8 protein-coding genes are annotated in these 12,906 nt (G+C 42.4%); 3 read left to right on the top strand and 5 right to left on the bottom strand.

Annotation, left to right across the window (positions count from 1 at the left end; all coding sequences use genetic code 11):
- Positions 1 to 34: 34 nt before the first annotated feature.
- The gene (locus MMU07_RS07835; RefSeq protein ID WP_241125306.1) at positions 35 to 3,448 is read right to left on the bottom strand and encodes a HEAT repeat domain-containing protein; all 3,414 of its coding nucleotides are present in this window, start codon (positions 3,446 to 3,448) and stop codon (positions 35 to 37) included.
- 154 nt (positions 3,449 to 3,602) lie between these two features.
- Here MMU07_RS07835 and MMU07_RS07830 point away from each other — a divergent pair, with 154 nt between their 5' ends.
- The gene (locus tag MMU07_RS07830; protein WP_241125305.1) at positions 3,603 to 4,700 is read left to right on the top strand and encodes an alanine racemase; all 1,098 of its coding nucleotides are present in this window, start codon (positions 3,603 to 3,605) and stop codon (positions 4,698 to 4,700) included.
- A 130-nt stretch (positions 4,701 to 4,830) separates the two neighbouring features.
- Here MMU07_RS07830 and MMU07_RS07825 read toward each other — a convergent pair whose 3' ends face one another.
- Together MMU07_RS07825 and MMU07_RS07820 are read right to left on the bottom strand one after the other, a co-directional pair.
- Positions 4,831 to 6,225 (bottom strand): arginine decarboxylase, encoded by a 1,395-nt coding sequence (locus MMU07_RS07825; protein WP_241125304.1) that lies wholly within the window; start codon positions 6,223 to 6,225, stop codon positions 4,831 to 4,833.
- Positions 6,226 to 6,356: 131 nt separating this feature from the next.
- On the bottom strand, positions 6,357 to 6,842 hold the full coding sequence (locus MMU07_RS07820) for a hypothetical protein (protein WP_241125303.1): 486 nt from the start codon (positions 6,840 to 6,842) through the stop codon (positions 6,357 to 6,359).
- Between the two features lie 303 nt (positions 6,843 to 7,145).
- Between MMU07_RS07820 and glgX the strand changes: the two genes are divergently transcribed.
- The gene (gene glgX / locus MMU07_RS07815) at positions 7,146 to 9,233 is read left to right on the top strand and encodes a glycogen debranching protein GlgX (protein ID WP_241125302.1); all 2,088 of its coding nucleotides are present in this window, start codon (positions 7,146 to 7,148) and stop codon (positions 9,231 to 9,233) included.
- Between the two features lie 57 nt (positions 9,234 to 9,290).
- Here glgX and MMU07_RS07810 read toward each other — a convergent pair whose 3' ends face one another.
- Both MMU07_RS07810 and MMU07_RS07805 read right to left on the bottom strand, forming a co-directional pair.
- Positions 9,291 to 10,436 (bottom strand): methionine aminotransferase, encoded by a 1,146-nt coding sequence (locus MMU07_RS07810; RefSeq protein ID WP_241125301.1) that lies wholly within the window; start codon positions 10,434 to 10,436, stop codon positions 9,291 to 9,293.
- Positions 10,433 to 11,725, bottom strand: a complete 1,293-nt coding sequence (locus MMU07_RS07805; RefSeq protein WP_241125300.1) for an APC family permease — start codon at positions 11,723 to 11,725, stop codon at positions 10,433 to 10,435. The genes MMU07_RS07810 and MMU07_RS07805 overlap by 4 nt, the downstream gene beginning before the upstream one ends.
- A gap of 230 nt (positions 11,726 to 11,955) precedes the next feature.
- Here MMU07_RS07805 and MMU07_RS07800 point away from each other — a divergent pair, with 230 nt between their 5' ends.
- A complete protein-coding gene (locus tag MMU07_RS07800) occupies positions 11,956 to 12,906 on the top strand; it encodes an arginase (protein WP_241125299.1) in 951 nt (316 codons plus the stop codon).

The following is a 12,906-nucleotide window of genomic DNA, read 5'->3' as shown; positions in this document are numbered from 1 at the left end:
AGAATAACTAGAATCAGTATTATTCCAAAACTTTTCAAAAATCTTCTTTTAAAGTAGCAAGGTAGCTGACCAAATCCCTGATTTCCCTCCTACTCAGGATAGCTTTCATGTCTGGCATACTTGAGGCAGCCATCTTTTGGGTTTTGATATCTTTCTTTTGGATCAAGGTATCAGGTTGATTCCCCATCTTGACTAGAAGTGTAGAATTGGTTTCATTTTCAAGGATGCCGTTGACATTTTTTCCATTGTTCAATTCCACCATGACAATACCATATCCCGGAGCAATCCTTTTGCTTGGATCGATCAGTGACTCCAAAATCTCCTGCCTGCTTAGCTTTCTCCCTATACCATTCATACTCGGACCCACGGTTGCTCCCATATCGTCATACGCATGGCAGCGCATACATTGTCCAGTCTGGGATTGGAAGAATATTCCCCTTCCTTTGATTTCATCTCCGCCGTTGAGGCTACTCTGATAAGAGGCTAATACATCCCCTTTCCAAAGCATATCTGCAGCCTTTTGATATCCTTCTGCAAGGGATGGATCTTTGGATATTTCAACAGATTCAGAAAGTTCCAATAAAATGTCTGTGGGGAGCTTACCTGCAGACATCTTGGCAAAAAGCCCCTCAAAAAGTGGCTTGGTATTTTCCACAGGCAATTTACCCAAAGCTACCAAAGCAGCCTGTTTTTCTTCAGTGGTTCTTTTTTCAATGATTTCATTCAAAAGCTTTACTTTCAGTGCCTTGTCCATATCCAATTGTTCCATTAAACTCAAACCTGCGACCCTGACGGATTTGTCCGAATCAGCGATGGCTTTTTCGATACCTGTAGCTGAGTTTGATGCATTCATTTTGGCAAGTGCTTGGATGGAAGCAACACGTACTTCAGGAGATTTATCTGTTTGGATTAAAGCCAAGAGCTCATCCGATCCATCCTGTATTCCTAACTTTCCGATGGCGTTGACTGCAGAGATTTTTAATTTGTTTTCTTTTTCATTCAACAATTGAAGCAAAGGACCCGCAGCTGTAGTTCGAACCAAAGCGCCATCTCTACTAACTTCACCACGGTACCTTCCATCAACCCTATCCAAAACCGAAGGCTTGGTCCAAGTTCCCAAAGCATCAATAGCTTCCTGTCTCAACACCAAAGGTGCTGCAGGATTTGAAATATAAGCAATAAGATTTTGCATGGATTTTTCAGAACCTACACGTAGATTGGCACCTATTGCCCTTCTGATCAGAGGTTCATTTGAAAACTTGGTGGTGACCAAAAGGTCACCCAAAGCAGGAAGCGCTTCTTCAATAGAAAAATCATCGTTGATCGCCCTAGCAGCTTCAGTGACAATATATTCATTCGGGTCTTTTAAAAACTGCTGGATCTCAGGATGGCTAAGTCTCCTCAGTGCCAATACAGCTCCCAATCGAACCGCATTGCTTGGATCGCCAGTCAGGGCGATTAGCTGATCAGGCTGATTCAATCTAGCCAATGCCAAAGAGGCCGCATGTCTGATATAGGCATCCTCATCGTTGTTGTTGTCTAGCAGACCAATCAAAGATGTCGTTGCAGGTACATAACCAATTCGGCCGATGGCTTCTGCACCAAAAAATCTAGCTCTGGGATAATCGTCCACCAACAACGCCAACAAAAACTCCCCACCTTCTTTGTATTTGATATCTCCAATCCATTTGGCTGCTTGCGCCCTGATTTCAGGATCACTGTCTTTCAATAGCGGAACAATAGCCTTCGCATATTTCATGTCTTTCATCCTTGCAATTTGGCTCGTACCGACAATGGCATGTATCCTAGCAATCTGATTGGCCTTTTGGGCCATCACTTTTTCAAATACTTTTGCTCCCTTTTCCCCTCTTTTTGCAAGTTCAAACTGGGCCTTTCTCCTGATGCGAACATCTTCATAATAAAGGTGCCCCTCCAAATCATCCTCGGACATTTTAGAATAATCCAATGTGATTAACCTTTGAGTTTCCTTCCTTGCAGCCCAATTTTGACCTTCATTGTCATCCAATTTCCAGATCCTTCCATAGTTTTTGTTACCCCATCCATTGATCCAATCCGCCACATACAAGGCACCGTCAGGTCCGAAATCTATCCCGGAAGGCAACATCCCTGTTTGGATCAATTCGGTTTTGGCAAGCTCAAAAGATGCCCCCTGAGGCTTAAGCTGAAAGGCATGTATCCCTGAACGGGCAGGATTACCTACAAATTCGACCACAAAAAAGTGCTTCTTCCACCTTTCTCCAAGAGCGGTTCCCGGATTGTAAACCATCCCTGTTGGCCCGTTTACATAATTGATGATACATGGAGTGATGTAAGCAGCCTGTCCCTCATGTCTAGGCTTATACATGTTCTCGTCCATCCATACTTTATAGTTGTTGTTATCAGGATCTCGATATTTTCCAAACTGCCAGTTGATCCTCCAGCCTGTATCCGAACCATTGACCAAGTAAACCAAACGCTCACTTTCTCCTCTGTGGTCACCGTCATTGTCAACAGAAATGAGGTTATTGTATTCATCCCAGGCAAATTCATGGGTATTTCTAACACCCATGGCAAACACTTCAAAGTCGCTTCCGTCGGGATTTGACCGGACAACCACTCCCCTGTTAGGATAATTCCACTCCACTCCTTCTTGGTCTTTTCCGCTAAATCCAATGTCGCCAATAGCCCAATAAATTCTTCCATCAGGACCGACTTTGGCACCTGACATGCCATGTGACCCAAAACCAACATGCACGCCATATCCATGGGAAATGGAAGTTTTCTTGTCTATCAACCCATCCCCATTGGTATCCTGTAACCTCCAAAAATCGGGAGCAACACCCAAAAATACATCATCCTCATGGACAGTAATTGCCAAAGCCAAATCCGTCTCCTCTTCATGAAAATCGTATACAATTCGTTGAGACCAATCCGCCAAACCATCTCCATTGGTGTCCCTCACTTTATACACGCTTTCTTTTTCCACCGTCAAGTCCTTCCAATCAAAAGAACCGTCTCCGTTTAGATCCTTCAACCAATTATTCTCCTCGCTCCTTTCCGGTGCAAATTCCTGACGTAAAAAGGCTTTTCTATCAGCTACAGTTTTCCAGCTGATGGATTGTATCTCCCAATTTTGATGTCCACGGATGTCAAATTCTGACTGCCCTAAGCGCTCAGAACTTACATAATACAGAGTCCCATCATCGGTGACTTTGATAGAAACCGGATCGATAATCATGGAATCCACTGCCCAAAGCTTCATCGAAAGCCCTTCAGCCAAAGTGGGAGTTACTGTCGCCTCTATTTCGGAAGCCCGTTTTTTCACTTCTTCATGATCCATTTGGGTGATCTGAAGGTCTATGGGGGCTTTTTCTTTGCATGAAAAAACCAACGTGGCACCGAGCATTAAAGGGATGAAAAGGTTCTTTAAATGGGAAATAGGTTTCATAGGTATCAATTGGGTTTTATTTGATTGAAAACACGGCATAAATTACCAAAAATGTCAGGTTCATTCCTATTATTTTGATGATCGGCTGCGGGAAATATTTTTTGATTGGGTCATTTTCCCTACTTTCAATTCCCAATTAAAAATCGTCAATACTATGTCAGTACTTTCCGCTATCACCTCTCCTACCCTATTGCTAGATGAAAAAATCTGCAGACATAACCTTCAAAAAATGTTGGAAAAAGCCAAAAGACATGAAAAAAAACTTGTGCCCCACTTCAAGACCCCTCAATCCCATTTGGTAGGAAAATGGGCCATGGAATTCGGTATCAGGGAAATTACCGTCTCTTCAATCAAGATGGCAGCATACTTTTGTGGACAGGGTTGGGACAATATCCATATCGCTTTCCCTTTCAATCCCCTCGAAACAAAAAACCTGAGTGACCTTGCCAAAACCCAGTCATTATCGGTGCAGCTTATCAACGAAGCTGTCACAGAAAAGCTAGCCAATGAACTTGAAAATCCTGTAGGTTTTTTTATTGAAATAGATGCGGGTTATGGCCGTACAGGAGTAGAGGTATCGGATTTTGGATTGATTGAGAACATTCTTCGAAAAGCCAAAAGCACAGAAAAACTAAGATTCAAGGGGTTTTATCTTCATGCGGGTCACTCTTATTACGAACAAGACATCTCAAAAATCTATGAGCAGACCCGTGCAGCTCTGAGCATGCTGAAAAATAAATACCGGTCAGAGTATCCTGACCTTGTCACCAGGACAGGAGATACTCCCGGCTGCTCGGTAATCGAGGACTTTGGAGATATTGATGAGCTTGGTCCCGGCAACTTTGTGTTTTATGACATGATGCAGGTAGCATTGGGAAGCTGCAGCAGAGAAGATGTAGCGGTAGCTTTGGCCGTTCCTGTGGTAGACATCAAAAAAGAAAGAAAAGAAATCCTGATCCATGGTGGAGGCGTGCATCTTGCCAAAGATGTACTGACTGAAGCAGACGGCGGAAAGAATTTTGGTGAGGTAGTCTACTTGACAGAAACCGGATGGAAAATACCCTTACAGCGGTCATTTTTGAAAAGTATTTCGCAGGAACATGGCATCATCAAAGCTTCTGATGAATTGCTCTCCAAAGTAAAGGTTGGAGATCTGCTGGGAATTCTACCAATTCACAGTTGCATGACGGCTGATTGTATGAAAGGATATATCACCATAAACGGGCAAAAAGTTGATCACGCAGAAGGTTGAAAACTCAAGGGAAATATAATTCTTTGCCATTTCCCTAGAATTTTCTTCAGTCAGGGAGGAAGATTGAAGTCGGAAGACCGATGTACCTTGAAATAAAAAGGGGTGGTTTGCGGCAAACCACCCCTTTTTTTTATTTTTCATACCCAAGTACTTTCATCATACTATCACTCGTCTGCTCCGGGGCAAAAAGCCAATGTTTGATCATACCGTCAGCTCCCCTATCAATGATCACGTGCTTCGGTGCAGGTATCAGGCAATGTTGTATCCCACCATACCCACCGAGGGATTCCTGATAAGCTCCGGTGTGAAAAAATCCGATATATTGTTTCCTTCCCTCTTCGATTTTGGGAAGGTAGATATTGAACTGATGGGCTTCTGAGTTATAGTAATCCATGCTGTCGCAGGTCAATCCTCCGAGTGATATGTTGTGGTATTCTTCCTCCCAATTGTTGACTGCAAGCATGATGTACTTTTGGTTCAATCCCCAGCTATCCGGCAGCTGCGTGATGAAACTGCCATCTATCATGTACCAAAGTTCTTTGTCATTTTGGAGTTTTTCGTCCAGAATAGAATACAAAACCGCGCCGCTTTCCCCTACAGTATAGCTTCCAAATTCGGTGAAAATATTTGGTTCATCCGTATGGTTTTTGGCACACATCCACTTGATGTTTTTGACAATCTGCTCCGCCATGTATTGGTAGTCATAGTCAAAAAAGACATTGGTTTTGATCGGCCATCCTCCACCGATATCCATGGTATCCAAGGAAGGGGCCACTTTCTTCAGGTCCACATATTTTTGGATAAATCGGGTCAGTTCAGACCAATAGTAAGCAGTATCCTTAATGCCCGAGTTGAGAAAAAAGTGAAGCATCTTCAAACTGACATTGGGATTGTCCTTGATTTTTTCTTCGTAGAGAGAAATGATGTCATTGTACCTGACTCCCAATCTTGAGGTATAAAAACCGAATTTCGGCTCCTCATCTGCTGCAATCCTGATTCCCACTTGGAAAGGAACTTTGACGTGCTCTAAGTAATAGTCGATCTCCCCAAGGTTGTCCAAAATGGGTATACAATTGACAAAGCCATCATTGAGCAATTCGGAAATATACTGCTTGTAAAGCTGTCTTTTGAAACCGTTACAGACAATAAAAGTCTCCTTTGTGATCAATCCTTTGGCATAAAGATTCCTGACCAAAGGAATGTCAAAAGTGGAAGATGTTTCTATATGGATGTCATTTTTCAGTGCTTCATTTAGTACAAAGCTGAAATGTGACGATTTGGTACAATAGCAGTAAGTGTATTTCCCCTTGTAATTATGCTTTTCGATGGCATTCCCAAAAAAGGTTTTTGCATTCTGGATATTTTCAGAAATCTTGGGAAGATAAGTCAGCTTCAGAGGCGTCCCATAAGTTTTAATGATTTCCATGAGGTTGACACCATTAAAGTGTAGCTCATTGTTTTCTACTTTAAATTCTTTGGTGGGGAAGTCAAAAGTCTGTTGGATCAGATCGATATATTTATTCATTTCAAATTGGGGAAGTAATTATTGAAAAGGAATCACAAAATTTGCTTTTAATATTGGTATATCAAATGAAAAAAGGGGAAAATCCACTTGGACTTTCCCCTTAACAATAAAATTTAATATAGAGAGAACTGTTATGCGAAGATCTCGTTTCGAAGCAATTGGCCCTCTGCTTCAAAAGACTTTTGGTTTTCAATTATTCTTTTAAGAATCTTTTTAAATCTGATTTCTTCTGAAATTACCTTGGTGATTTTTGAAAAATATCCTAAAACAACAGGTTCATTAGAAGAGTAGAACTTCAAAGTATACCTATTCAATTCCTTTTCGAATTCCAGCATCACGCCATTCGGTTGCCCGATGCTGATCAAACCGTTAAACAAACCTTTGAGGCTTTCGAAATCAGAAGCAAGCCTGAAATAAAGCACCTGAAAATTTTTGTTGGCTTCCGGATAGTTCGGAAAATTGAATGAACCCTGACCTGTCAATTCTACCATATCACAAGCCATGATCATTTCAGTTACGCTTACCGAAGGAGCAAGAATTTCTGATTTTTTTGAAACACTCTGAAAAGTGAATGATTCATGAATTGGAGCTTGTTGGGTGGAAATTTGAGATGCCATGGGATAATAATTTTGTATTGGAATGCAGTTTTTTCAAAACCATGCTTCAAATATAAAAGATGGATTTTAATTATCCTAATTACCCTATCATTTTTATAGGGTTTTTAAAAAATACTATCTTAAGCCCAAATAGCTCTAGAAATCACTTTTGGCGAGTAAAGTTTGAGGACATTTAATACCAATCTATAGTGGCTCCATTAAAAGATGACTAAGTATTTGCAAACTGCATGGGGGTTTTGCTTGTTTCACGTTTAAAATCCTGCTTAATTCGGCGCAGAATACTTGCAGAGACAAATTCGCCCAATGTCTATCACTATCACACCATACTCAACTTCAGTAGGTCAAAGCTTCCCCATCGGACCGAGTATTACTTCTGAAGGAGTTAATTTTTGTCTTTTTTCAAAAAATGCTGTTTGGGTAGAATTGCTTTTTTTTAACAAAGTAGAGGATACCCAACCAATCCAAACATTCCGTTTGGATGCCTCCAAAAATAAAACATATCACTATTGGCATATTTTTGTTGCCGGAGTTAAGCCTGGTCAACTTTATGGTTACCGTGTACATGGGCCATTTGAACCCATGCTTGGACACCGGTTTGATTCTTCCAAAATATTGCTTGACCCCTATTCCAAGGCTGTTTCCATACCCAAACAATTCAACAGGAAAGCCGTCAGCAAATTCGGAAAAGAGGATGCCATGTCCCTGAAAAGTGTCATTGTCGATCTGGGATTGTATGATTGGGAAGGTGATAAACATCCAAGAAAAGCATTTTCATCCACGGTGATTTATGAAATGCATGTCGGCGGATTTACCAAAAATCCAAACTCAGGAGTTGCCCCACACAAAAGGGGAACTTTTGCAGGGCTGATAGAAAAGATCCCCTACCTCGTCGAACTCGGTATCACAGCCGTAGAACTTCTGCCAGTATTTCAGTTTGATGTTCAGGATGCCCCTGAGGGCAAATCCAACTATTGGGGCTACAGTCCCATTTCTTTCTTTGCCCCGCATCAGGGCTACAGTACCGATCCCGAAAATCCCTTGAAAGTGTTGGATGAATTCAGGGATATGGTCAAAGCCCTTCACCGCGCAGGATTGGAAGTGATCATGGATGTAGTATTTAACCATACCTCAGAAAACCACGAAGAAGGCCCGACTTATACTTTCCGGGGAATAGATAACAGCATTTATTATATCTTGGACAATGACCGTTCCAAGTATAAAAACTATTCAGGAACCGGTAATACCCTTAATGCCAACCAAGCAATAGTCCGCAAGATGATCATCTCAAGTCTGCACTTTTGGGTGCGGGACATGCATGTGGATGGCTTTAGGTTTGACCTTGCTTCTATTTTGTCAAGGGATGAAAGGGGTAATCCTATCGAAAACGCACCGATTCTTTGGGATATCGAATCCGACCCGATCTTGGCAGGCACCAAGCTGATTGCTGAGGCTTGGGACGCCTCAGGATTATATCAGGTAGGCAACTTCACCGGCGACAGTTGGAAGGAATGGAATGGAAGATTCAGGGATGATGCCCGCAGTTTTCTCCGCGGAGACAAGGGAAAAGTGGGTGATTTTGTAACAAGGCTCATAGGAAGCCCTGACATGTATGAATCCAAAAACAGAGAATTGGAGCAAAGCATCAACTTTGTCACTTGCCATGATGGTTTTACTTTGAATGACCTTGTTTCCTATAATGTCAAGCACAACTTTGCAAACGGCGAAAACAACCGAGACGGACACAATGACAATCTAAGCTGGAATTGTGGTATCGAAGGGCCGACTGACGATCCTGAGGTTTTGGCAATTCGAAAACGGCAGATCAAAAATTTTTTCACCGTCACCTTATTGTCATTAGGGGCTCCCATGCTTTTGATGGGAGATGAGATCCTCCACACCCAACAAGGCAATAACAACGCATATTGTCAAGACAATGAACTCACTTGGTTCAATTGGGATTTGGTAGAAAAAAATGCAGAAATTTTCAGATTTGTCAAGATCCTGATCAAAAAACGCTTGTTGCGGGAAACTTCCCAATCCACCTTCAACATGAGCCTGAAGGAAATGCTCATGAATTCCAAAATCAATTGGCACGGGGTCAAACTCAACAAACCTGATTGGTCTCCAACCTCACTCAGCATAGCCATGACTATCATGTCTCTTAATGGAAAAATGGCAATGCATTACCTGATCAATTCCTACAACCAAAATCTCGACTTCGAAATCCCCCCAACAATCAATGGAAAACAAGTCATCTGGAGAAGGTGGATAGATACTAGCCTTGATGGGCCTTGCGACATCTGTCTTTGGTCAGAAGGTGGAAATTATACAGAGCCTACCTATGAAGTCACATCGCATTCCATCGCCATTCTATTTACCAAAATAGAGTAAGGCTGTTATTTTTTATGTCTGTAAAGGCTTAAGAGTTTATAGAATAAGGCTTATCCCTCAAAACAAAGGTTTCTGAAACAATTCGAGTGCTTTTTCCAAGACATCATCTTCCTTGGCAAAACAGAACCTGAGCATTTTATGGTCGGTTTTGTTATGGTAAAAAACAGAGACTGGAATACTTGCAACACCAATCTGCCGGGTCATCCGCACTGAGAGGTCATAGTCAGATTCCTGGGAAAGGTGGGCATAGGAAACCATTTGAAAAAAACTTCCCTGAGAGGGGGTGAATTCAAAAGGCGTATTTTTCAAACCCTGACAAAACAAATCCCTTTTTCGTTGATAAAAGTCATTGAGATGGAGGTACCTGGATGGTTCCACCATAAAATCTGCCAATGCATACTGTAATGGAGTAGCTGTGCTGAAGGTCAGGAATTGATGGATTTTCCGGAATTCTGCAGTCAGTTTTTCGGGAGCGAGGCAATATCCTATTTTCCATCCTGTGATATGGAAAGTCTTTCCAAAAGAGCCACAGGCAAAAGTCCTTTCTTTAAGCAGAGGATGACTGAACAAGGGGCGGTGCTTCCTTCCATCGAAAGTAATATGCTCATATACTTCGTCACTTACAACATATATTTCCCTGTCCTGAATCAATTCGGCTAAGGTGTTGAGGTCATCCTGAGTCCAGACATAGCCGCATGGATTGTGGGGAGTATTTACCATGATCAGTCTTGTTTTGTCAGAGATGGCTGATTTTACCCTGTCCCAATCCACCGAAAAATCAGGAAGCTTTAGAGAAACATATACCGGAATTCCGCCATTCAACAGCACAGCCGGAGCGTAGCTGTCATAGGAGGGTTCGAGCAAAATAACCTCATCACCCGGCCTAACCACTGCCGTCACAGCTGCAAAAAGGGCTTCAGTAGCGCCGGAAACAACGGTAACTTCCGATTCTTCCTTGAAGTCCACCCCATAAGCCAATTTGGTTTTTTCGGCAATCCTTTGCTTGAAAATCGGCACTCCGCTCATGGGAGCGTATTGGTTAAACCCCTCACTTACATATTTGGTCACCAGATCATGGAGATAGGGAAAGCAATCAAATCCAGGAAATCCCTGCGCAAGGTTGATGGCATTGCAATCCGTAGCCAACTTGGACATGACTGTAAATATGGTGGTACCTACATCAGGAAGCTTTGATTTGATCATACTTTATTCGACTTTTTCAATGTATCAAAAAGATAAAGTATGAAACCTACAAAGATTATTCCCAATCCAAAAAGGCTTTCTTTTGGACGGTCATAAACCATGAATACCATCACCCAAAGGCTAAAACCAATATATATCCATTGCAGCCATGGCCGGAATGGACTTTGAAACCCCGACCTGTTTTTCAGCCGCAATGAAGCCGCTATGGTCAAGGTTCCCATGACTTGAAGAACAAAACCCGCATACAACATGATCGCCTCAAAAGACCCTGTAAACATCAATAGAAGACTCACAAAAGTATTGAACCATATAGCCCTGACTGGAATACCGTTTTTGTTGACCAAAGCCAATGGTTTCCAAAACACATATTCTTTGGCCATCGCATTGGTAATCCTTGGTCCTACCCAAGTATAGCCGCTTATTGTGGCTATGAGCTGGATTCCGATAAACAGGCTTACCCAAAACACCCCGTGTGTTCCAAAAAGGTTTCCAAATGCCAATGTGGCCACCTGAACCTTTCCTTGCAGCTGCTCAATGGATGCATGCTTAAGAAATACAAGTTGCAACAACACGTAAACGACCATAACAAGGACAGCTGCAGATATCAAGGCCTTAGGAAGACTTTCTCGCGGTTTGTCTATCTCCTCCACGATATAGGCTGCAGAATTCCATCCTGTATAGGCATAAAAAACATAGATCAATGAGACCGCAAATCCCGGAGCAAAAATCTCCCCTTTCCAAGAAGCGCTAAAATCAAAACTACTTTCCGAGAGAACTGAAGCATATCCGAATCCCAATCCAATGAGGAGAAAGACAAAAAGCAATTTGATACCGGTAAGGATATTGTGGACAAGACCTGATTGGTGGACTGAAAAAGAGTGAAACAAACCCATCATCAAAATCGCTGCCATACCAATAGACCTGCTATTGTGGAAACCTATCAATGGCTCCCAATACTCGACCATGGCCATGGCCGCAATGGAAATCGGCGCCGAAAAACCCACAGTAAGGGAAATCCAGGCATAGAGGTAGCCTGCAGCAGGATGAATGGTTCTCGAAAGAAAGATGTAATCACCCCCGGATTGTTTGAAATGGGTACCCAGCTCGGCATAGACAAATGCACCTATCAGCGCCATCAACCCTCCTATCACCCAAAGCAGGATGATGCTCCAGGTATTCTGACTTTCCGCAACCTGAAAACCCAGACTGGTAAAAACCCCCGTTCCGATCATGTTGGCAATCACCAAACCTGATGCGGTCTTCCATCCGACTTTATTTTTGATGTTCATTAGCAAAGCCCGATTTTCATATTTTACAAATCATTTTCCGAAATAAACCAGAAATATTGAATTAACATCAAAACCATGGGATCCAAAAAATCAACCTTGGGAAAATGCCTGTTTTAGGAAGAGGAGACTTTCTCAAATCAATCCATCCTAATGGTTTTTCAGCCTTTTTTTGACTACTTTTGCGGCACTTCGAATGAAGAAAAATTGAATTAAGCCCGGATAACCCATCTATGAGAGATATAAAATTGGTCGAGGTGCGATCTGAAATTGCAGCAGGAACGAGAGGTGCGAGTCTTGGAATTGACGCGCTTAAAATCGCCAGTCTTGACAAAACTTCAGATTTCTTCACCCGATTTGATCCAATAAATGTCCCCGACGCGAACAATTTTCTTTGGAAAGGAAACAAACATCCACATGCCAAATATATCGATGGTGTGTATCAGGTTTTGAAAAATGTCTATAGCACCATTGAATCTTTAAGATTGGAAAAATTATTCCCAATCGTATTGGCAGGAGACCACTCCACCGCAGCAGGAACAATCATGGGTATCAAGGCTGCGCATCCTGAAATGCGACTCGGGGTAATCTGGATCGATGCACATGCAGACCTCCACACCCCATACACCACCCCATCTGGAAATATGCACGGGATGCCTTTGGCGATGTGTATTCAGACTGACAACAGGGACTGCGAAGTCAATCAGCCTACCCAAGAGACGGTTCAATATTGGGAGAAAATAAAAAAAATCGGCGGAGACGCACCAAAAATAAAAGCGCAGGACATTGTCTTCATTTCCGTAAGGGATACAGAAGCACCTGAGGATTTTCTGATAAAAAAATATGGGATCAAGAATTTCACGACAGAGGAAGTCAGGAATCTTGGCATCACCAAAGTAGCCGCAGAAGCTCTCAGCACCCTTGGAGATTGTGATCAGATATACATTTCCTTTGATGTGGACAGCCTAGACTCCTCAATCTCTATGGGCACCGGAACGCCCGTTGCCAATGGATTAACCGTGAAAGAAGCCCTTGAACTCAACACAGAGTTGATCAAAGACAAACGGGTTTGCTGTTGGGAAATCGTCGAAGTAAATCCAACCCTAGATTCCGAAAACCTGATGGCCGAAAACGCCTTCGACATTCTAGAAGCGACTACCAAGTCATTAGTGGATAACTTTTAA

Origin of the sequence: Cognataquiflexum nitidum (genome assembly GCF_022538055.1) — a bacterium.
Classification (GTDB): Bacteria; Bacteroidota; Bacteroidia; order Cytophagales; family Cyclobacteriaceae; genus Cognataquiflexum; species Cognataquiflexum nitidum.
Note: the sequence above shows the minus strand (reverse complement) of the source record. Positions and strands in the feature narration are given on the sequence as shown.